We start from the raw sequence: 23,336 nt of genomic DNA on the forward strand, positions 1-23,336 counted from the left end.
TTAGCCTAAGCAATTCTTGCCGAAGTGTCCCGGATGCGATCTGGAGAATTGCCCTCTTGCAATGTAAGGTAAGCCTAAGCTTGACGCTGGTTCGGCCGCCGCGGTCGTCCCGAACAGTAGCGGAGAACCGGTGACCGATCCATCGTGGTCGACTCCGGCTCCGCTGTCCGTAGCAGGAGGTGGCTGATGACTGTCGTCGACGTCCAGGGGATCGACCCACTGGTCTTACCCGGCCCGACGGCCGTCGAGCGCGAACGGATACTGGGCGAGTGGGCGACGGGTGTCGAACCCGGTGACGTCTGTGCCCTGGTCACCGTGCTCCGGCACGGCCGCATGATCCCCGAGAGCAGGGTGGCGGCGCGCTGCGCGGACGGTCTGCTGACCTATGGCGACCTGTTCGGCGGCACCGACCGGTTCAGCGGTGTGCACCGCTCGTCCGCGGTCCCCACCGCGACCGGCGTCACCGCCCTGCTCGCCGAAATCGTCACCGCTTCCCGGGTCGGTGTCGGGCGACTCGGCGGCCGCGGGCTGCTGCTGGGCGCCGACGCCCTCGCGGTGGCCGTCGCCGACCGGCGCGGTGTCGCCGCCGATCGCCGCCTGCGGCGTGTCGATCCGGCGGCCCGGCCCGCGGATGTCCGCCTGCTGGCGCTGCCGTGGAGCGATCCGCAGAATGCCGCCGACCTGCTGGCGGCCTGGTCCGCCGGTGCCTCCGTGGTGGTCCCGACGGAAACGCAGCGCCGGGATCCGGCGCTGCTCGCCGGACTGATCGAGTCCTACGGTGTCACCCAGGTGGTCGCGGACGCCGAATTGCCGGTTCTGCTGATGGCCGAAGGGATCGAACTGCTGCCGACCGTGGCGCGCTGGGACCTGGTCGGTACCTACGGCGGATCCGCACTGCTCGAAGCCGTGCGGTGCCTGTCGCCCGATGCGGTGGCGACCGTGGCCTACCATTCGCGCGCCTACCTCGGCGCGGTCGCCCGCGGTCCGCTGGCGCCCACGGGGTGGACGCGTCCCGTCCCGGGTGCGAAGGTGCTCCTGCTCGACGAAGGCCGGTTGGTGCCGCCCGGCGCGGTCGGCGATGTGTACGTCGGTGGCCGGGCCCTCGCGGCGGACCTGGCCGACGGTGGCGAGCGGGACCGGTTCGTGGCCGACCCGTACGAACCCGGCGCCCGGCTGTTCCGGACCGCGCAGCGTGGCCGGTGGACTGCGGAAGGCCGGCTGATCATCGAATCGTGAGGTCTGGGCGGCCGCCCCCGATGGTCGCCGGGATCCGCACGCTCGTCATCGCTCGCTCGCGCGGGCGATTCTTCTCCGGCGTGCCGGAGCTGTTGTCCGACCAGCTTTCCACAGATGGGGTTTCTTCATGCGTATCGTCTCGTTCGGGTTCCAGACCTGGGGGCGGAAGACTCTGCAGGCCTTGATCGATTCCGAGCACGAGGTGGTACTCGCCGTCACCCATCCGGCCAGTGCGGACTCCTACAAGGGGATCTGGTCGGATTCGGTGGAGGAGCTGGCCCGCGAGCACGGGATACCGGTGCATCTGACCGAACGTGCCGATGCCGCGACCATCGCTCTGGTCGAACGGGCCGAGCCGGACGTCATCGTGGTGAACAGCTGGTACACCTGGATGCCGCCGGAGCTGTACGACATGCCCACCCACGGCACTCTCAACCTGCACGATTCGCTGCTGCCGAAGTTCACCGGTTTCTCGCCGGTGCTGTGGGCGCTGATCAGCGGTGCCACCGAGTTCGGCCTGACGGTACATCGAATGGACGAGCAACTCGACACCGGCGATATCCTCGTGCAGCATTCGCTGCCCATCGGCCCCGCCGCCACAGGTACCGAATTGGTGCTCGCCGGTATGGAACTCATTCCCGGCGCCGTACACGAGGCGCTGGCGGCGCTCGAATCGGGGACCGCGCAATGGCGGCCGCAGGACAAAGCGGCGCGCACCTACTTCCACAAGCGTTCCGATCGGGACAGCCGGATCGACTGGCGGGCTCATGCCGCCGATCTGGAGCGGTTCGTCCGGGCGCTGTCCGCGCCCTATCCCCGCGCGTTCTCCTACTACCGCGGTCAGCGGATCGAGGTTCTGGAATCGGCGGTGTCGGCCGCGCGCTACGGCGGTACGCCGGGCCGGGTCATCGTGCAGGAGGGCGGAGGCGTCGTCGTGTGCGGGCCGGACGCCTCTCGCGGCGACAATCACGGGTTGCTGATCACCACCGTCCGCGATGGCGCCGGGGTCGAACACGGCGGTGCCGAATTCTTCCGGCGCGGAGGCTATCTCACCGATACTCCCGAGTGAGCTCGCCGGCTGCCCGTTCGTGAGGTGGCGGGACGGAGGGCCTGTGCTCCGCGGCGGGAGTCCGGGTGGCGACCGCATCGGCTGTCGGGTCCGTCTCCGCCGCATCGGCTGTCGACGGCGGTGAGTGGGTTCTCCGGAACTTCCGGTGTGTGAGGTGCGCCCGGATCGGCTCACATAAGGTTAGGCAACCCTATCTATGTGGGTTACGCTGCTTGCGCGGCATTTCCGTGGAAGACGAAGGAGTGGCAGCGGTGATGGAGTCAGGGCGGAAAGCTTCGGTGGTGGATGTCGACGAGGTCCGGGCCGCGGTCGCCGAACAACTGGATGTCGCCGTGGACGAGGTCGGCAGCGATGCGGATCTCATCCAGCTCGGCCTGGACTCCATTCGCACCATGAAGCTCGCGGGCCGGTGGCGTAAACGAGGCCACGACATCAACTTCGCCGAATTGGTCGCGGCGCCGACCGTGGCGGATTGGTACCGCCTGCTCACTGCGCCGCGCCATCCGGAAGCGGACAGCGGAGCAGATGTACGGACGGAAACGCCCGAGCCGGTGCCGGCCGGGGGACCGGCCGCGACCGACGGACGCGCCGAATTACCCGCGGAATCCGAACCTTTCCCGCTGGGACCCATGCAGCACGCGTACTGGATCGGCCGTTCCGACGAGCAGGAGCTCGGTGGTGTCGCCGCCCATCTGTACGTCGAGTTCGACGGTGCCGCGGTCGATGCGCAACGACTCGAACGAGCGGTAGCAGACCTGGTCGCCGCCCATCCCATGCTGCGAACCAGAGTGCTGCCGGACGGTACCCAGCAGACGCTGCCCGAACCCGGACGGCCGGTGTTCGCGGTGGTGGACCTGCGGGGGGATTCCGCCGAAGCGGCCGCGGCCCAACTGGAGCGGGTACGGGACCGGATGACCCATCAGCGGCTGGCGATCGAGACGGGTCAGATGTTGGAGGTGGTGCTCAGCCTGTGCCCCGGCGGCAGGACCCGGCTGCATCTGGACGTCGATATGATCGCCGGCGACGCGATGAGCTACCGCATCCTGGTCGCCGATCTGGCCGAGTTCTACCACGGGCGCGAAGTCCCCGAGCAGACCTACACTTACCGGCGATACCGCACCGAGCGGGTCATCGACGCGGCAGCGCGGGAGCGCGACCGGCGGTGGTGGCAGGACCGGCTCGCCACGATGCCGGGCGCCCCCGAACTTCCGGCCGCACCGGCCGGTCAGCATTCCGACGACCGCCACACGGTCCGCTACAACCACTGGCTGGCGCCCGAGGACCGGCAGCGCCTACTCGCGGCCGCCCACGAACGCGGACTCACCCCGGCCATGGCCCTGGCCGCGGTCTTCGCCGAAACCATCGGCGGCTGGTCGGCGCAGAGCCGATTCCTGCTCAATGTCCCGCTGTTCCATCGGGAACCGGTCCATCCCGGCGTGGACCGGGTGGTGGGTGATTTCAGCTCGTCGATCATGCTCGAAGTAGATGTCACCGGGAATGTGACCGTCGCCGAACGAGCCCGGGCCCTGCAGCGTGCGATGCACGAAAGTGGCGCGCACACGGCGTATTCGGGCTTGGAGGTTCTGCGCGATCTGGGCCGTCACCGGGGCGAGCCGGTGCTGGCGCCCATCGTCTACACCAGCGCCCTGAATCTGGGCGAACTCTTCGCCGATACCGTCACCGAGACATTCGGTGCGCCGGTGTGGATCATCTCGCAGGGCCCGCAGGTGACCCTGGACGCACAGGTGACCGAGGTGAACGGCGGGCTGCTGCTGAACTGGGATGTGCGTGAATCGGCGTTCCCGGCCGGGATGGTCGAAACGATGTTCGCCCGGTACACCGATGCGGTGGCGCGGCTGTGCGACGGTCCCGCCGGTTGGGAGGCCGAGGCTCCGGTGCGCCTGCCCGTGGCGCAGGCGCAGGTGCGGGCGAAGGTGAATGCCACGGACGGGCCGGTGAGTGGACGCTGCCTGCATCAGGGGCTTTTCGATCTCGCGGCGACGGAACCGCAGCTACCGGCGGTGGTATGGACGCGGGACGGGGTAGACGGCGGTCTCACCTACGGTGAACTGGCCGGGCGAGCGCTGGCGGTGGCGGGTGCGCTGCGCGACGCCGGTGTGACCGCCGGAACCACGGTGGCGGTGCAACTGCCCAAGGGGCCCGATCAGATCGTCGCGGTGCTGGGCGTGCTGGCCGCCGGCGGTGCCTATGTGCCGATCGGTTTCGACCAGCCGGCCGGGCGTCGCGCCGAGATCCTGCGCACCGGCGATATCACGGTGGCGCTCACGGTGGAGGGCGCCGATATGGGTGTCGAGGCGATCCGGGTGCTGCCGTTGGCCACGGCCGCGCGGTACGCGGATCCGCTGCCGGCCCCGGCTGCGATGGACCCGGCCGCCCTGGCCTACATCATCTTCACCTCCGGTTCGACCGGAGTGCCCAAGGGCGTGGAGGTCTCGCACGCTGCCGCGATGAACACCATCGACGCGGTGAACGACTGGTTCGGGGTGGGCCGCGCCGACCGGGTGCTCGCGCTGTCCGCCCTGGAATTCGACGCCTCGGTCTACGACATCTTCGGTATGTTCTCCGCGGGCGGTTCGATCGTGGCGGTGGACGCCGAACAGCGTGCCGAGGCCACCTCCTGGGTGGAACTGCTGTGCCGGCACCGGGTCTCGATCCTCAATTGCGTACCCGCCATGCTCGATATGATCCTCGAGATCGGCGGGGACGGACTCGGCGATTCGCTGCGCGCGGTCACCCTGGGTGGCGACTGGGTCGGCGCCGACCTGGCTCGCCGCCTGGCCCGGCAGGTGCCCGGCTGCCGGTTCGCCGGCCTGGGCGGCGCCACGGAGACCGCCATCCACAACACCATCTGCGAGGTTGCCGAGCCGCCGGCGCACTGGTCGACGGTGCCGTTCGGGGTGCCGCTGCGCAATGTGCGCTGCCGGGTGGTCTCGGCGGCCGGCCGCGACTGCCCGGACTGGGTGCCCGGTGAGTTCTGGGTGGGTGGGGCGAATGTGGCCATCGGCTACCGCAACGACCCCGAGCGGACTGCCGAGCGATTCGTCGAGCACGACGGACTGCGCTGGTACCGAACCGGCGATATGGCCCGCTACTGGCCCGACGGTACGATCGAATTCCTCGGGCGCGCCGATCACCAGGTGCAGATCCGCGGCTACCGGGTGGAGCTCGGCGAGGTCGAGACCGCCTTGCGGACCGCCCCCGGGGTGCGGCACGTGGTGGCGGCCGTGCTGGGGTCGAACGCGCCCAGGCTCGTGGCCGCGGTGGTCGGTGCGCAGGGTGACGCGGGCGATGTCGTGGCGGCGATCGCGGATCGGCTGCCCGGCTACATGATTCCGTCCCGCATCGAGTTGCTGGATGCCATGCCGTTGACCGGCAACGGCAAACTGGACCGGCGAGCAGTACTGGCACTGCTGGAATCCGCCGCCGAGGGCGCGGCCGACAGTGCGCCGCGCAACGAGGTGGAAAGCGCGCTGCTCGATATCTTCGCGGGCGTTCTGGGCGGTACCGAGCTCGGTGTGCACGACGATTTCTTTCAGCTGGGTGGGGATTCGGTGCTGGCCACCACCGCGATCGCCCGGATCCGGGAGTGGCTGGATGCCGATCACGCGCTGGTCGCCGATATCTTCGCCGCGCGCACGATCGCCGCGCTGGCCGAGCGGCTGACCGCGGCGGATCCGCAACCCGGTCGGTTGGCGCAGGTCGCGCGGGTGTACCTCGAGGTCGCGGAGATGAGTGATGCCGAAGTGCTCGCGCAAACCTAGTGGGGACCGCGGGGTTCCGGATCGGCAGGGAAGCCGGTGGGGCGAAATGTGTGCCGCATTATTTAGGTAAGCCTACGCAAACATAGGTAGGGTGGTCCGCAGAGCGTGATGCTTCCGGCTGCGGTCGAGTGTCCGGCTCGCCGGGCGGGTGTGATGGAGATGGGAGAACCGGTGGACAGACTTCTGGTGCTGGGCGCGGGCCCGAAAGCCATGGCGGTCGCGGCGAAAGCACAGGTCTTGCGCCAACTCGGTCTGCCCGCGCCGCAGGTGATCGTGGTGGAGGCGCATGCGGTGGGCGGCAATTGGCTGCCCAGCGGGGGCTGGACCAACGGTCAGCACCGGTTGGGAACCAGTCCGGAGAAGGATATCGGCTTCCCGTACCACTCGGTGTGGGCGCGTAATCGCCACCGGGAGATCGACGAGGCCATGCTGGCCTTCAGCTGGATGTCGTTCCTGGTGGAACGCGGCACCTATGCCGAATGGATCGATCGCGGGCGGCCCGGTCCGCAGCATCACCTATGGGCGAAATACCTGCAGTGGGTCGCGGACAAGACCGATGTCGAACTTGTCGCCGGTGCGGTGCGCAAGGTTTCGGCAGGCGCCGAGGGCTGGGTGGTCTCGGTGGTGGACGCCGACGGCCTCGCCACCGATATCGAAGCGGAACGGCTGATGATCACCGGGCCCGGCAACAGTCGCCGGGCGCTGGCCGATCACCCGAAGATGCTCAGTATCGCCGACTTCTGGGATCTGGTCGGGCGCCGGCAGTTGCCGGTATCGTCACGGGCCGCGGTCATCGGCGGCGGCGAAACCGCCGGCTCGGCCATGGACGAACTGGTCCACCATGACGTGCTGACCCTCTCGGTGATCTCCCCGGCCGCCACGATCTACACCCGGGGCGAGAGCTATTTCGAGAACTCGCTGTTCAGCGATCCGGCCAAATGGCGCGGGCTGAGTATCGAGGAGCGCCGCGATGTCGTCCGGCGTACCGACCGGGGTGTCTTCTCGGTACGGGTGCAGGAGAACCTGCTCGGTGATGCCCGAGTACACCATCTGCAGGGGCGCGTCGTGCAGGTGGCGGATCAGGATGGGAGCGTCGCCCTCACCCTGCGCAACGAGAACCGGGCAGACCGGGTGCACACTTTCGACCTTGTGGTGGACGCGACCGGCGGCCAACCGCTGTGGTTCCTGGATATGTTCGATACCGACGCCGCCGATCTGGTGGAGCTGGCTCTCGGCGGTCCGATCACCCAGCAGCGCCTGGAATCATCGATCGGATACGATCTGGCGGTCTCGGGTCTGGACACCAAGCTCTACCTTCCGAACCTGGCCGGCCTGGCGCAGGGGCCGGGGTTTCCGAACCTCAGCTGCCTCGGCCAACTGTCGGATCGCATTCTGGGACCGGAACCCGATCGCACCCGCTCGATCGCCGGCCGGATGCGGGGAAGTTCCACGGCGCGCTGAGCGGTAGGTGGAACGGCGAGCGTTTCCGGTCGAGTGCCGGTGGTCCGGCGGGCCCTGTCGAGGCCACATCGGTGAAGTGGTAGTCCACCGGCAGTTCCGCCAAGCCGGAGATCATCTCCTCGATGGTGCCTCCGATACCGGCCCGAGTTCCAGGATACGGACCGGGGCGCGGTCGGCGGCGACGCGCGCGGTGATCCCGGCTACCGCCTCTCGGGCGGCCGGATTGAGGTAGTGGCTGATGATGTTCTCGCGGTAGGCCCTCTCTGCCGTGAGCATATCGCCGCCGGGGAACAGCAACTCCTGGACCCGCACCCGATCCTGAGCCAGGCCCGTCAGGTTCTCCGCCGAACTCCGCAGGAAATCGGCGAACTCCCGCGAATATCCGAGATCGGCGCAGATGCGATGCAGATCGGGACAGCTCGGCTCCGGGCGGGCCCGGACACCGGACGGGCCACCGGGGCTACTGTCACCTCGGTCCGCATGCGTTGGTCGCCGCAGTCCGGGCCGGTGCGCTCTCCGGGTGCCCGCCGAGGCCGGCCACGACGGTGTCGACGGTCGCGCCGCCGAGCAGATCGGACACCGCCAGCTTGTAGCCGTACTCGCGTTCGATCCGGCGTCGGAACTCCAAGGCCTGCAACGAATCGAGTCCGAGTGCCACCAGTGGCAGTGCGGTGTCGAGGCTCTCACTGTCGTCGGAGCCCAGCACCTCGGTGAGTACCTCGACCACCCGGTTCCCGAGATCCGCCGGGTCGGTCACGGTGGCCGGCGCGGGCGTGGCCGCGGCGAGTACGGCTGGGGCAGGCGCGGGCGTTCGCAGTTCGGACAGCACCGGCTCATAACCGTAGGCGTCGAGTACCGACCGACCGCGGTCCCAATCGAAAGCGGCGACCACGGCGTTGTCCCGCAACGCGCCCAGCCCGACGGCGATGGCATCCGCCGAATTCATCGGGAGGTAGCCCACGGCGGCGAGCTGCGCGATATCGGTGGCGTTCTGTCCCCGGTAGTCCGCCCACTGTCCCCACTGGATCGAGACGCAGTCGTATCCCGCGGCCCGAGCCCGATGGGCGTAGGCATCGAGCATCCGGTTGGCGGCCGCGTAGATGATCTTGCCGCGGCCGCCGAGAGTGGCCGCGAGGGACGAGAAGAGTACGAATCGGCAATCCCGGGACCGGGGTAGCGAGCCCAGCAGGTTCTCGACACCGATCGTCTTCCCGTGTAGTAATCGCTGCACCTGGTCGGTGGTGATCGCGGCGAGTTCGAGCTCGGACATGCCCGCGTAATCGGCGGCGGCGTGCAATACGAGATCCGCCGGGTGGTCCCGGAGTTCCGCGGCCAACCGCGCCACCGCGGCCGGATCACCGATATCGCAGGCGCTGACCCGGATACGGGTGGAACCCTGCCGGAGCGGCCGCAGTGCCGTGGTGACCTCCGCGCTCTCCCCGGACCTGCTCACCAGGGTGATGTGGGCTGCGCCGGCCCGTGCGAAATGTTCGCAGATCCGCAAGCCCAGACTGCCGGTACCGCCGGTGATGACGATATTCGCCGGGGGTTCCGAGGGCTTGCCGGGTGCACCGGTGCGTAGGCGTTTCGCGTACAGTCCGCCGTCGCGCAGAGCGAGTTCTGTCTCACCGGCGGTGTGCAGTGCTGTCAGGATCGACCCCGCGGCGACCGCGCCGGGCGCCAGATCCAGGTGCGCGAAGGTGACGCCGGGGAATTCGGTCCCCGCGCAGCGGAAACCGGCACTGGCGGCGGCGGCGACCGGATGCGGAGCCGGGTCGCCGGCACTGACCGCCTCACCGCCGACGGTCACCAGCCAGCAGCCGGTGATCGCCTCGGAGAGGCCGGGCCACCACGCGCGGGCGCCGAAGAAATCCGCGGTGGCCGCCGCGGCCGCCGCGGCGGTGAACTCCGGGTACTCGGGTAGCAGCACCACGAGGGTGTCGATATCGCCGGTGACCGGCCCGCTCGCGGGGTCGACGGCCTGCGCGGTGGCCCCGTGACGCGCCGCTTCGGCGCAGAGCCCGGCCACGAGCTCGGCCCGGGTGCCGGTGTGGTCGATGATGCCCAACCGGCGAGGCGCGACCATCTTGCGGCGGGTCAGCCGGGTCCAGCGTTCGACGAGCAGTTGCGCGGGGGCGGTGCCGGAAACCGGTCGCATCGGTTGCGGAACGGGCGCTCCCGTGGCCCGGTCACCGGCGGGTGTATCCGCGTGGGACGGCAGCCACAACCGCACCTCGTTCATCTGGGCGTGCGGGAAATCCGGCAGCGGTAACGCGGGCGGCGCGTCCGCGCCGACCCGCAGGCTCTCCCAGCGGAAATCCGGTTCGTCGACGGCGAGAACCGCCAGATTGCGGGTGAATTCGCGCAGATCGGTGGCCGCGCGGTTCGAACTGCCCACCACCCGGGCGCCCGGGGCACCCAGCGCGGACAGATTTTCCTGGATCGCCAGCTGCAGGGTCGGATGTTCGGCGATCTCGACGAAGGTGCCGATCTCACGCGTCGTGGCGGCCGCGACCGCCTTGTCGAAGCGCACCGGGTTGCGCAGGTTCCAGAACCAGTAGTCGCCGATCGGCAGATCGGGTGTGATCTCGGCGCCCAGCGTGGCGCCGATGCAGGCGATTTCCCCACTGGCGAAGTACTGATTCGCCAGCCGATTGTTCACCGCTTCGTGGATATCGTCGCGGAATTCGTTGACCATGCCGGTGTGCGCGGGATACCGGACCCGGATGACCCGGGCGAAGATACCCTGCCCGGTGCAGGCGTCCACCACTTCGGCGACGGTAGCGCGTTCACCCGACAGCGCGACCATGTTCGGCGAGTTCACCACCGAGACCTGCGCCCAGCCCGAACGTCGGGCCAGCAGGTTTTCACAGGTTTCGCGATCGGCCGCGATCACCGCCATGGCGTAGTCGTCGGAGGAGATGGTGTCCACCGCCCGGGCCCGGGTGCCGACGACGAGCGCGGCATCCGGCAGCGTCATCAGCCCCGCGACATAGGCCGCGGCGATCTCACCCTGGCTGTGCCCGAGCACGGCAGCCGGTGCCACACCCACCGACCGCCAGGCGGCGGCGAGCCCGGCCATCTGCACGAACAGCGCGGGCTGCACGATCCGGGCGATGTCGTCTGCGGGGGCGTTCTCGTCGAGCAGGTAGTCCAGCGGGGATTCGCCGAAGAGCTCGCGGAAAACCTCGTCGCAGCGGGTGACTTCGGTGCGGAAGGCAGGAATCCGGTCGTAGAAGAGCCGGCCCATTCCGGGACGCTGTCCGCCCTGGCCCGGGAAGACGAACGCGATACCGCGACCGGCCGCGGCGGCACCCGAGCGGACGACCCGCGGATGCTCGCTGTCCGCGGCCACGGCACGCAGGGCATCGATCAGCTCGGCGGTATCGGTGACCATGGCCAGCGCGCGATGCCGCCGGGCCACCCGGGTCCGGAAGATCATTTCCGCGATCCGCCGTACGGGGATGTCCGGGCGGGTGTCGAGATAGCTGAGCAGGGCGCGGGACTCCGCGGCCAGCAGCGCGGGGGTGGGCGCCGACAGGAGAACCGGAACGGTCCCGTCGGGGAGCTGATACTCAGAAATGGTCGTTCTCCTCGTGCGGGGGAATGGCGATGACGGCGTGGGCATTGGCGCCCCCCGCGCCGAACGAGGAAACGGCGCCGTAGCGCACGCCGTCCGTCGGCTTCCAGGGCTCCACGGTGGTGGCCAACCGCAGGCTCGACCGGTTCCAGTCGACTCTGGTGGTGGGATTGCCGGCGTGGAGAGTCGGCGGGATCTCGCCGTGCCGGCCGGCGAGCAGCAGTTTCGCGAGCCCGAGCATGCCGGCGGCCGCCTGGGCATGGCCGGCATTGGATTTCACCGAACCGAGTACCGGATCCCCGCCCGCGGTGCCGTAGGTATTCTGCAGCGCGGTGAGTTCGGCCACATCGCCCGCCCGGGTCGCGGTGCCGTGGCCTTCGATCATGCCGATACAGGCCGGGTCGATTCCGGCGAGCTGGACGGTCCGCCGGACCAGCTTCTCCTGGGCGTCGGCGCGCGGCACCAGGATCGGGCGGCCTTTACCGTTGTGATTGGTGTAGCTGGCCAGGACCCGGCCGTAGATCGGATGGCCCAGCCGCCGCGCCCGCGATTCGGGTTCGATCAGCAGGGCCACGGCACCCTCGCCCCACAGTGTTCCGGCCGCGTCGTCGGAGTAGGCCCGGCAGTGCCCATCCGGGGCGAGCGCACCGTTCTTGGCGAACTCGTAGAACGCCATGGGAGAACTCATCACGCAGACCGCCCCGGCGACCGCCCATTCGCATTCGCCGTTGCGGACCGCGGAAACCGCCAGATGCAGTGCCGTGAGCGACGAGGCGCACGCCGAATCGACACACATCGAAGGGCCGGTCAGTCCCAGCGCGTGCGAGATACGTCCGGCCACGCCCAGCTGTCCCGTACCTACCGTGCGGAAACCGGAGTGCTCGTTGACCTGGCTCAGGCTGGGCCCGTATTCCATCGGTGAGGCGCCGATATAACACCCCGCGTCCGCGCCGTCGAGCATGCCGGGGTTCATGCCGGCGTTCTCCAGTGCCCGCCAGGCGACACGCAGTCCGACTCGCTGCTGCGGATCCGAACCCAGGGCTTCGCGCTGCGAGATCCCGAAAAAAGACGGATCGAAATCCGCGACACGCTCGAGGAATCCACCCGCGTCACTGACCCGGCCCCAGCCTTCGATATCCCCGAGCGAGAGCAGTTCTTCGATTCGCCAGTCGCGATCACGCGGGAACGGGCTGATGAGTTCGCGCGAATTCACCAGGGCCGACCAATAGGAGCCGAGGGTATCGATTCCACCGGGGGCCTCCACGGCCATTCCGGATATTACTGTGTGATCACGGTCCGGTCCGGCCGTCGATGTCATTGTTGTCCTCGTCAGGTGCTCGGCGGATCAGGCTGTGGGCGCGATCAATTCGGCCAATTCGGCGATATGGTTGTTGAGATAGAAATGTCCGCCTTCGAATAGGGTGACCTCGACGTTATCGCTGTGCTTGCGCCAGCCATCGAGTTCGGCCGGGGAAACGATCGGATCGTCGTCCCCGCCGATCACGTGGATCGGCGCCGAAATGCGGATATCTGCAGTGCAGGAATACTTCTCGGTCGCGAGATGGTCCTGTTTGACGACGGGCAGTGTCATTCGCATGAGTTCCCGATTGGTCATCACATCCCCGGCGGTGCCTTCCAGGCGGGCGAGATGGTCCAGCAGGGCGTCGTCCTCTTTGGGCGTCGGTGGTTTGCTGTCCGCGATATGCGGAGCGACGGCCGCTGAAATGTACGCCTGCCGGATCGGCGTTCCCGCCCCCTCCGCGAGCCGGATGAATTCGAAGGAGACCGTCGCACCCATGCTGTGGCCGAATGTGGTGATGGGCACAGTGCTGGAGCCGTTCGAATCGCGGAATTCGGCGAATGCACCCGCGGCGATCTCGGGGAGAGTCCCCAGGATGGGTTCGTGGACCCGGTCCTGTCGTCCGGGGTACTGGAAGACGACGACGTCGTAGTGTGCGCTGAAGGCTTTGGAGAAGGTGCGATACGTCGAGGCGCCCGCTCCCGCGTGCGGGAAAATCAGCAGCGGTGGGTGGCCGGGGGAAGTCGGCTTGTGAAACTGCCTGATCCAACGGGGTCCGGGTGGCATGGTGCTCCTCCACGATCATCTGCTCGCTCGGTGACAGGCGGCGGGGCAGCGGAAGTCGGCTCGTCAGAGCCGCCCGGCGAACCGTTCATCACTACACCCAGCGCCTGATGAGTTAGGTTAGGCTACATTAAATTCTCGGACTGTGACAGTACGGGATCCGCTTCCCGGTGACCTCGCTGATCCGGGGAACGCCTGGCAGGTAGGTTTTGCATAGGCTAACCTAAGTCGCTAGCGTGAGTGGGCCTGCGCGAGATCGGGCTCCCGGGCAACGGCTGAGGAGTCGCCTTCATGACGGAGAAGACGGAGACACCTGTGGCCGACGAGATTTCGGTGCCCGAAATCGAAGATGTCCTCGCCCTGAGCCCACTGCAGGAAGGGTTGTTCTCCCTGGCGCGATTGGCCGGTGCGGACGATCTCTACACCATGCAGTTCGCACTGGAGATCACTGGTCCGGTGGACAGCGACCTGCTGCGGCGCAGTATCGAGGTGATACTGCGGCGTCACCCCAACCTCCGGGCTGCCTTCTGGGACCAGGACCTGCCCAAACCGGTACAGATCGTGCCGAGTTCGGTGACGCTGCCCTGGTCCGAGCGCACCGCCGATGCGGACGAATACGCGGCGCTGGCCGAAGCGGAGGCCCGGACCGGGTTCGATCTGGCGCGCGGCCCAGCGCTGCGGGTGGTGTTCGTAACCCTTCCCGACGGCGCGCACCGAATGATCCTGACCGCCCACCACCTGCTCATGGACGGCTGGTCGCTGGGTGTGTTCTTCCGGGAGATGTACGCGATCTACCAGGCCGGTGGTTCGGCCGCAGGATTGCCCGCCCCGCGCCCGTACCGGGATTACATCGGCTGGCTCGCGGCCCGCGACAGCACTGCCGATCTCGGCAAATGGACCGAATACCTGGCCGGCGCCGATCCGCTGATCCTCGGTGACCGGGCGGAGTCGGCGGTCAACACGATCGTGCCCGAAACCCATGTGCTGCGGCTGAACAGCGCGGAGACAACGCGGCTGCGTGCCTGGGCGGGGGCCGGCGGGCTCACGCTGAACACCGCTGTCCAGTACGCCTGGTCGGTGGTGCTGGGCCGGCTCACCGACCGGGATGATCTGGTGTTCGGTACCACGGTGTCCGGCCGTCCCGACGAGCTGGCCGGGGCGGAGACGATGATCGGATTGTTCATCAACACAATCCCCGTGCGCGTGCGGCTCGACCCCGGACCCGCAAGCGCGCAGGGGGCTCTCGACACCTGCCGCCGTATCCAGCGGGAAGCGGTCGCGATGCGTGACGCCGGATACCTCAGTCTCTCGGCGATCCAGCGGGCGGCCGGGCGCGGTGGCCTGTTCGACACCCTGTTCGTATTCGAGAACGTGCCGGTGGGCGATGTACTGCGGCCGGTCACCCTGACCGGCGGCACGCAGTGCACTGTGATCGAATCCCAAGCACTCACCCACTATCCGCTGGCCGTGGTCTCCTATCTGCTCGACGGCGAGCTCACCCTGGCGGTGGAAGCCGTACCCGCTCTACTGGGCCGGCTGTCGGCGGCGGACCTGCCCGAACGGCTCGCCCAGGTGCTGCGCAGGCTGCCCGATCTCGACGAGACCGGCGCCGCCGCACTGGATGTACTGCTGCCAGGTGAACAGCCGCGCGAACCGGTCGCGCCGGCTGCCGATATCCGCGATGTGGGCGTGGCGGAGCTGTTCGCCCGGCAGGTGGCGGCGACGCCGGACGCGCTCGCGCTGAGCACCGCCGAGCGGCAGTTCACCTATCGCGAGCTGTCCACGGCCGCCCACCGGGTGGCCGCAGCGCTGATCGAGCGCGGTGTGGGTGCCGAAGATGTGGTGGCGCTGGCCCTCGAGCGCTCGGCCGAATCCATTGTCGCCGTGTTGGGAGTGCTGGCCGCGGGGGCCGCGTACGTGCCGCTGGACCCGGAGCTGCCGGCCGCGCGGATCGAATCCATCCTCCGGCAGGCCCGGCCGAGTCTGGTTCTGGCCGGCGCCGGCGTTCTCGACGAAATCGCGGACCTGCCACCTGTCCTCCCGATGGATACCGCGGCGGCCGCCGACGCCGGTCGGACAGTGCTACCCGTGCCGGTCCATCCCCAGCAGCGGGCGTACCTGATCTTCACCTCCGGTTCGACCGGTGAACCCAAGGGCGTGGCCGGGACCCACGGCGCGCTCGCCGCCTACTTCGCCGACCACCGCGATCGGGTGTACCGGCCGGCCGTGGCGCGGCTGGGCCGGCCGTTGCGGATCGCCCATGCCTGGTCGCTGAGTTTCGACGCGTCGTGGCAGCCGCTGATCGGCCTGTTCGACGGCCATGCCAACCACCTGTTCGGTTCCGCCGAGATGCGGGACGCGGGCCGGTTGGTCGACGGTATCCAGCGCTACGGACTCGACATGATCGACACGACACCGTCGATGTTCGCGCAGCTCGCTGCGGCCGGTCTGGTCGACGAGCACGGGAATGTGCCGCTGGCGGTCCTCGCGCTCGGCGGTGAGGCGATCGGTGTTCCGCTGTGGCGGCAGCTCGGCGCGCTGTCGGGAACCGCCGTCCACAATTGCTACGGCCCCACCGAGACCACGGTCGAGGCCGTCGTCGCCGCGGTGACCGCGGCGAGCGCTGTACCGGTGATCGGTGAACCCACCGCGGGCACCGTCGGCTATGTCCTCGACTCCCGGCTGCGGGTCGTACCCGACGGTGTGGTCGGCGAGCTGTACCTCTCCGGCGCTCAGCTGGCGCGCGGGTACATCGGGCGCCCGGCGGGTACCGCGGAACGTTTCGTCGCCGACCCGTACCGGCGCGGCGCGCGGATGTATCGCACCGGCGACCTGGTGCGGCGGCTGCCGACAGGCGAACTCGCCTATCTCGGCCGGGCCGACGGCCAGGTGAAGGTCCGCGGATACCGTATCGAGACAGGCGAGATCGAGACGGCGCTGGCCGGACTGCCCGGAGTGCGCGCGGCGGCGGTACTGCCGTATCGGCGGCCCAGCGGTACGGCCCTCGCCGGGTTCGTCACCGGAAGCGATCCCGCCTTCCGAGCCGATGGTCTGCGGGCCGAACTCGCCCGTTCCCTGCCCGCCTATATGGTGCCGCAGCGGATCCTGGCGCTGGACGCGCTGCCGATGACGGGTAACGGCAAGCTCGATGTGCGCCGACTGGAGGCTCTGGCCGCTGCGGACCGGGACGGCAGCACTCCCGCGAGCACGGATACCGAACGCGCGATCTGTGCCGTGATCGCCGAACTGACCGGCGGTCCCGAGCCGGGCGTCGACGATGATCTCATCGAACTCGGCCTGGACAGTATCGTCGCCCTGTCCCTGGTGAACGGGCTGCGCCGGGCGGGTATCGCGACGACACCCCGGATGATCCTCGGCGTCGGCACCATCGCCGAACTGGCCGAGCTGGTGGACTCGAGCACTGCCGGGCAACGTCGGCACGCGCCCGCCGGATACGGTGCGGTCGGTCCGGTTCCCATCCTGTCGTGGATGCACGAGTACGGGGCCTACCGCCGGTTCTCCCTGGGCTCGCTGCTGGAACTGCCCGCCGGTATCACCGATCCGCAACTCCAGGCGGTGTTGCAGGCGCTGCTGGACGGGCACGATCTGCTGCGCGCCCGGTTCACCGACACCGCCACCGGATACGGGCTGTACACCCGGGAACCGGGCGCGGTGTCCGCGGCGGAGATACTCACCACGGTGGCGGGCGGCGTGGATCTTCCCGCCACCATATCCGCACAGGCGCACGCCGATGCCGACCGGCTCGATCCGGCGGCGGGCCGGCTGGTCCGCGCGACCCGGATCCACCGGCCCGGCCCGACCGACCTGCTGCTGCTCACCGTGCACCACCTCGCCGTCGACCCGGTCTCCTGGTATGTGATCAGCGCCGACCTCGCGGCGAGCTGGGCGGAATTGAGCGCCGATCCGGCAGCCGCGGCCGGGCGGGTCCCGGTTCTGCGCCCACCGGTCGAGCACACCGGGTACCGCGAGTACGCGGCGGCTCTGCGCGCGCGCCGGGAGCTGCCGGAAGTGCAGGCCCAGCGCGACTACTGGCAGCGGCAGGTCGCGCTTCCCGACCCGGTGCTCGGCCACCGTCGGCCCGATCCCGCGACCGACAGCTGGGGGTCCTATCGGGCGCTGCGCATGCACACCTCCCCGGCGACCACCGCCGCGCTACTGGAGAGCCCGGCCGCCGTCGCCGGTGTTCGCGAGTTCCTGATCGCGACCCTGGTTGTGACCTTGGCGACTTGGCGGACCGAACGCGGTCAGGATGCCGCCGGCGGGGCCTATGTCGCGATGGAGGCGCACGGGCGCGAGGACGCGGTACTGGGCCCGGATATCGACACCTCCCATACGGTGGGCTGGTTCACCAGCATGTTCCCCGCGCGGTTCGGTGCCGGAGTCGAGCCGGTGGACCTCGCAGTGGCCGAACAGGATCCGGCCCGGAGCCGGGCCCTGCTGGAGGCCGTGGCCGCCGAGGTGGCCGCAATACCGAACAACGGCCTGGACTACGGTGTGCTGCGCTATCTGGCGGAGGACCCGGACCTCATCGCGGCTCCCGGACCGCAGATCCTGTTCGACTATCTGGGGCGAGTGGATCTGACCGGGACCGGCACCGCGTGGAATCCGGTTTCCGAGCACGAACTGATCGGGAACCTGCCATTGGCACCGGAGCCCGACTTCGGTCTGCGGTGCGCCCTGGACGTGCTGGCCGGTATCGGCGCGACCGCGGACGGCCCTCGGCTGGTGACCCTGCTGCGCTGGAGCGAGGCGCTGTTCGCCGAATCCGATATCGAGCGGTTCGTCGAGATCTGGCAGGACGCCACAGCGGCGCTGATCCGCGCGTTCGGCCCGGTCGATCTGAAAGCCGCGGGCCCGGTCGGGGCCTGACCCTCGAACTTCAACTCACGCAGCGATTCCAAAGGACAGCTAGCTATGGCAGACGACATTCTCGAGCGGCGTAAACGCCTATTGCAGCAGCGGCTCGAGGAACAGGCGATAACCGCGCCCGACGTGGCGCCGGTCCGGCGCGGTACGGACCCCGGCCCGCTGTCGGAGGCGCAGCGCCGGATGTGGTTCGTCCAGCAGCTCGATCCGGACGACACCACCCTCAACATCTGTGTCGCCTACCGGCTCGACGGAGAACTGGATGCCGAACGTCTGCGGGCCGCCTTCGCCGTCGTGGTCGGGCGTCACGAGATCTTGCGGACCACTTACCAGGTCGACGACACGGGAGAGCCCTACCAGGTATCCCGGGCCGAAACCGAACCGGTCTGGCAGGAACACGATCTCACCGCGCTTCCGGAGACCGGGCGGCAGCGCCGGGTCGAGGTCCTGGCACGGCGCGAGTTCGCCCGTTCGTTCGACCTGACCAGCGATTCGCCGTTGCGCGTCACCCTGGCCAGGACCGGGATCGCCGAACATGTGCTCATTCTGACCGTGCACCACATCTGCTGGGACGATGATTCCTGGTCGGTCTTCTTCGGCGAACTCGGTGCGGCCTACCGGGGTGCGGTGCTCCCGGACCTCGCTGTCCAGTACGTCGATCTCGCGGAGTCCCGGCGGCGCAACGCGGCCTCCGATACCGCCGACCTCGATTACTGGCGCGCGATGCTGACACCGCTGCCCAGCCGCCTCGAGCTGCCGGGCCGGTCCGCGACCGCGGGATACGGCCGGGACGCGGAGACCCGGGTGCGGACCTTGCCGGACGGGCTGATGAGCCGAGTCGCCACGATCGGCCGACAGTACTCGGCGACTCCGTTCACGGTACTGCTCGCCGGTTTCCAGGCGCTCGTCCGCCGCTACACCGCGGCCACCGATTTCCTGATCTCGGTGCCGGTGAGCAATCGGTCCGGGCGCGGTGCCGACGCACTGCTCGGCTATTTCGGTAACACGGTGCTGATCCGCGCCGGAGCCGAGCGCGACGCCACCTTCGCCACGCTGCTCGAATCCACTGTCGAAACCTGCACCGGGGCCTTCGCCCATCAGGGCGTGGGCGTCGACCGGGTCGTGCACGCGGTCGGCCCCGATCGCGTGGCGGGCCGGGACGGCCTGGCGCAGCTGGTCCAACTGAGCTTCGGGATGCGCAGTGCGGTCGACGGATTCGATCTGCCCGGTGTGCAGTCCACGGAACTCCCGCTTGCCAGTGCGGTGGCACAGGAGGAGCTGGGGTTGATGATCGTCGCAGACGGGGCCGGCGCTCGAGTGGAGGCGACCTACCTGGTCGACCGGCTGGAGCAGCGTACCGTCGACCAACTGCTCGATCATTACCTCCACTTGATGGACACCGTGCTGGCCGAACCCGGCCGTCGCCTCTCGGAGATCGACATCCTGGGCGCCGACCGCGCCGCGGTGCTCGAGGTATCGCACGGGCCGCTGGCGGAATACATCCCGACCACCCTGGTGGCGCAACTGGAAGCACGGGCCGCCGCGACTCCGGACAACCTCGCGGTGGTCTCCGACGAGGTCGAGCTCGATTACGCCGAACTCAACGCGCGGGCGAACCGACTGGCGCACTGGCTGATCGGTCAGGGGGTCGGTCCGGAGGACATCGTCGCGCTCGGCCTCGCCACCTCGGTGGACTTCATCGTCGCGGCCTGGGCGATCCTCAAAGCCGGTGCCGCCTACCTGCCGATCGACCCGAGCTACCCCGCCGAGCGGGTCGACTATCTGATCGACGACGCGCGGCCGCGGCTGTTGCTCACCGAAAGCGCCTATGCCGAGGCGGTCGCCGCCGCACAATCCCTGGCCGATACCGACCCCGCCGACAGCGACCGGGTGGCGCCGCTGTACCCGGGCAATATCGCCTATGTCATCTACACCTCCGGTTCCACCGGGCGGCCGAAGGGCGTTCCGGTCCCGCACGCGGCGATCGCCGACCATCTGGCGAGTTTCGCCGCCGAATGGGAACTCACCCCCGCGGACCGGGTACTACAGTCCACCTCGGTGAGTTTCGACGCCTCGCTCCTGGATATCTTCGTCACGCAGTACGTCGGTGCGTGCGTAGTGATCCCGAAACCCAACGCCTATCGGGATATTCCTTATGTCGCCGATCTGGTGACCCGGCACGGTGTCTCGGTGCTGCACATGGTGCCGTCGATGCTGGCGACGTTCCTGATGCTGCCCGAGATCAACAACTGGACCGCGCTGCGGCATATGCCGGTGGGGGGCGAGGCGTTGCCGGGCGAGGTGGCCGACCGGTTCACCGCGCGGTTCGACGCCCAGCTGCGCAATCACTACGGTCCCACCGAGGCCGTGGTGTGCTCCACCCATATGCCGGTCGAGGGCCCGCAGGGGACCGGGATCGTGCCGATCGGCGTCCCGAACCGCAATGTTCACCTCTACCTGCTCGACGACGCGCTGCAACTCGTGCCCAACGGGGTGGTCGGGGAAATCTACCTGGGCGGCGATCAGCTTGCCCGCGGCTACCACGACCGGGCGTCGCTGACGGCCGAACGGTTCGTCGCCGATCCGTTTCGTCCCGGCCGCCGCCTCTACCGTACGGGCGATCTGGGCCGCCGCGGCGCCGACGGCGTCATCGAATTCATCGGCCGGACCGACGAACAGGTCAAGGTTCGCGGTCACCGGATCGAGTTCGGCGAGGTAGAGGCCGCGATCAGCAACCATCCGGAGGTGGCGCACGCGGTCGTGGTGGTCGCCGAGCATCCCACGCTCGGACAGATCCTGGCCGCGTACCCGGTGCCTGTGCCCGGCGTGGAACTCGACCTGGACGCGCTGCGTGCGCGGGTGGCGGCTCGGCTACCCGAATACATGGTGCCCGCGGCGTTCACGGTGATCGATCGCATCCCGCTCACCACCCACGGAAAACTGGACCGCCGGGCACTGCCCGTTCCGGAACTCGGCCCGGCCACCCGGGAATTCCGAGAGCCGCGCACGCCCACCGAACGGCGTATCGCCGAACTCTACGGCCGGCTGTTCGACCGGCCCCGGATCGGCGTCGGCGATTCGTTTTTCGAGCTGGGCGGTCATTCGCTGCTCGCCGCGCGCCTCATCTCCATGATCCGGGCCGAATTCGGTCTCGAAATCGATATGCGGGTCCCGTTCGACACTCCCACCGTCGGTGGTCTCGCCGCGTATATGGTGACCGAGTTCCAGAACGAGTTCGGTATCGATATCGACGATATGGCGGAGTTCGACGACGGTGCGGAAGCCGGCCCGGCGGCGGACCCGGCCGCGGCCCGCGCCACGGTCCGGCCCGCCCTGGTACGCCGGGACCGTCCCGAGCGCACTCCGCTGAACTATTCGCAGCGCATGTACTGGTTGCAGCGTCGGATGGAAGGCGCGATCGACGGCGAGAACGTCACTTATCCCCTACGTTTCGACGGGCCGCTCGATTTCGAGGCGCTGCGTGCCGCGGTCGCCGATGTGTCCGCCCGCCACGAGTCGCTGCGTACGACCTTCCCGGAACACGAGGGCATTCCGTACCAGCACATCGCCCCGCCGGCGCCGGTCCCCATGCCTGTCGTCGATCTGCGTGTGGGCGCGGCCGATCCCGCCGAACGGCTCGAGACCGAGCTGGCCGCGGACGCCGCCTACGTTTTCGACCTGCGCACCGAGATCCAGCTGCGGGTGCGTCTGCTGGTGCTCGACGAGCACACCCATGTGCTGTCGATCCTGATGCATCACATCATCGCCGATCGCGCGTCGTGCGATATCTATGTCGAGGATCTGACCACGGCCTACCGTGCGCGGCTGGCCGGGCAGGCGCCGGACTGGCCCGAGCTGGAGATCCAGTTCGCCGATTTCGCCATCTGGCAGCGGGAGGTCTTCGACCGGGCGCCTGGGCAGGGCGCGGTCAGTGCTTACGGCCAGGAACTCCTGGACTACTGGTGCGCGGCACTCGACGGAATGCCGGACGAGATCGCGGTCGCCCACGACCGTCCGCGTCCGGCCGTACTCGCCCGCAACGGCGCGAGTACGACCCGCGTGGTGCCCGCCGCCACCTGGCAGGCCGCCCGGCAGCAGGCCGAAGCGGCCGGCGCCACCGATTTCATGCTGTGCCAGGCGATGAGCGCGGTGACCCTGCACGCCCTCGGCGCCGGGAACGACCTGCCGATCGGGGCCGCGGTGGCCAACCGGCTCGACGAGCAGACCGACCGGATGATCGGCCTCTTCGCGAATATGGTCGTCCTGCGCAATGATCTCTCCGGTGATCCGACCCCGCGCGGGGTGCTGGCCCGGGTCCGGGACGCGGCGCTGGACGCGATCACCCGGCAGGGCGTTCCCTTCGAACGACTGGTGGAGACGATCAATCCGCCGCGTACGTTATCGCGAAACCCGCTGTTCCAGGTGGTCATGCATTTCCGCCACCGGTTTCCGGCGGCCGGCTTCACGGCCGACGGCGCCACCACGGTCACCAGTATCGCCAAGCACTACGAAGTGTCGTTCATGGATATCCACTTCGACTACACGGTGGAGACCAACGGTGACCTCACGACCCGAGTAGTGGTCAATACCGACCTCTACGAGCCGGCGACCGGCGCGGTCTTCGCCGATGTGCTGGCCCGTGTGGTGGAGAGCTTCGCCACCGAATCGACCCACCCGGTCGGCGATCTGCGACTACTGCCGGAGAACTGGGATACCGGACGTGTGGTGATCCGCCACGAGCAGCCGGTCGCGGTGTCCGGTGCCACGGGTGCGGGCCCGACCTTGCTGACCGATACCGAGCGGACCATTGCCACACTGCTGGCCGAACTCCTCGAGATCGACGAGGTCGGGCGCGACGACGGTTTCTTCGCGCTGGGCGGCGACAGTGTGATCGCGATCCAGCTCGCCTCCCGCGCGAACGAGGCAGGGTTGCCACTGGCGCCGAAGTTGCTGTTCGAATACTTCACCATCGCCGATCTGGCCGCGGCCGTGGATGAGATCATCGCGAATCCGCCCGCGCCGGGTGCGGAGTCCGGTGGTGAGACCGAACAGCAGCATCTCGCCCCCATGGCGGCTTCGGGTCTCGACGCCGATGCGCTGAAGAATCTGCAGAGCGCCTGGTCGGCCCGGAACTGACCGGCGGGGAATAGTCGTCGCCCCGCGGGGGAGGGTACGACCGTCCCTTCGGGGGTCACTTCACCCGAACAGCTCCGGCCCGGTCGCGGATCACCGCGGCCG

Annotated in this window: 10 protein-coding genes; 6 read left to right on the plus strand and 4 right to left on the minus strand. The window is 68.8% G+C overall.

Going from position 1 to position 23,336, the window contains the following annotated elements; translation table 11 throughout:
* Positions 1–186 precede the first annotated feature (186 nt).
* The 4 genes from ACLML9_RS11265 to ACLML9_RS11280 all read left to right on the plus strand — a co-directional run bounded on the left by ACLML9_RS11265 (position 187) and on the right by ACLML9_RS11280 (position 7,548).
* On the plus strand, positions 187–1,236 hold the full coding sequence (locus tag ACLML9_RS11265; protein WP_411945461.1) for an AMP-binding protein: 1,050 nt from the start codon (positions 187–189) through the stop codon (positions 1,234–1,236).
* A gap of 127 nt (positions 1,237–1,363) precedes the next feature.
* The gene (locus tag ACLML9_RS11270; protein WP_411945462.1) at positions 1,364–2,305 is read left to right on the plus strand and encodes a methionyl-tRNA formyltransferase; all 942 of its coding nucleotides are present in this window, start codon (positions 1,364–1,366) and stop codon (positions 2,303–2,305) included.
* A gap of 254 nt (positions 2,306–2,559) precedes the next feature.
* Positions 2,560–6,087 carry an amino acid adenylation domain-containing protein gene (locus tag ACLML9_RS11275; RefSeq protein WP_411945463.1) on the plus strand — a complete coding sequence of 1,176 codons (3,528 nt, stop codon included), beginning with the start codon at positions 2,560–2,562 and terminating at the stop codon, positions 6,085–6,087.
* A gap of 159 nt (positions 6,088–6,246) precedes the next feature.
* Positions 6,247–7,548 carry a SidA/IucD/PvdA family monooxygenase gene (locus ACLML9_RS11280; RefSeq protein WP_411945464.1) on the plus strand — a complete coding sequence of 434 codons (1,302 nt, stop codon included), beginning with the start codon at positions 6,247–6,249 and terminating at the stop codon, positions 7,546–7,548.
* A 111-nt stretch (positions 7,549–7,659) separates the two neighbouring features.
* Here the strand turns inward: ACLML9_RS11280 and ACLML9_RS11285 are convergent, their stop codons facing one another.
* The 4 genes from ACLML9_RS11285 to ACLML9_RS11300 form a co-directional block, all read right to left on the minus strand.
* Positions 7,660–7,860: a hypothetical protein gene (locus ACLML9_RS11285; RefSeq protein ID WP_411945465.1), complete on the minus strand. Its 201-nt coding sequence runs from the start codon at positions 7,858–7,860 to the stop codon at positions 7,660–7,662.
* Positions 7,861–8,014: 154 nt separating this feature from the next.
* On the minus strand, positions 8,015–11,068 hold the full coding sequence (gene nbtC, locus ACLML9_RS11290) for a nocobactin polyketide synthase NbtC (RefSeq protein WP_411945470.1): 3,054 nt from the start codon (positions 11,066–11,068) through the stop codon (positions 8,015–8,017).
* A 55-nt stretch (positions 11,069–11,123) separates the two neighbouring features.
* Positions 11,124–12,446: a polyketide synthase gene (locus ACLML9_RS11295; protein ID WP_411945466.1), complete on the minus strand. Its 1,323-nt coding sequence runs from the start codon at positions 12,444–12,446 to the stop codon at positions 11,124–11,126.
* A gap of 27 nt (positions 12,447–12,473) precedes the next feature.
* On the minus strand, positions 12,474–13,214 hold the full coding sequence (locus ACLML9_RS11300) for a thioesterase II family protein (RefSeq protein WP_411945467.1): 741 nt from the start codon (positions 13,212–13,214) through the stop codon (positions 12,474–12,476).
* A 288-nt stretch (positions 13,215–13,502) separates the two neighbouring features.
* Here ACLML9_RS11300 and ACLML9_RS11305 point away from each other — a divergent pair, with 288 nt between their 5' ends.
* Complete coding sequence (locus ACLML9_RS11305) at positions 13,503–18,101, plus strand: amino acid adenylation domain-containing protein (protein ID WP_411945468.1); 4,599 nt, start codon at positions 13,503–13,505, stop codon at positions 18,099–18,101.
* A 45-nt stretch (positions 18,102–18,146) separates the two neighbouring features.
* The gene (locus ACLML9_RS11310; RefSeq protein WP_411945469.1) at positions 18,147–23,234 is read left to right on the plus strand and encodes an amino acid adenylation domain-containing protein; all 5,088 of its coding nucleotides are present in this window, start codon (positions 18,147–18,149) and stop codon (positions 23,232–23,234) included.
* Positions 23,235–23,336: the final 102 nt, after the last annotated feature.

It is taken from the genome of Nocardia sp. NPDC002869 (genome assembly GCF_046764065.1).
Taxonomy (GTDB): domain Bacteria; phylum Actinomycetota; class Actinomycetes; order Mycobacteriales; family Mycobacteriaceae; genus Nocardia; species Nocardia rhamnosiphila.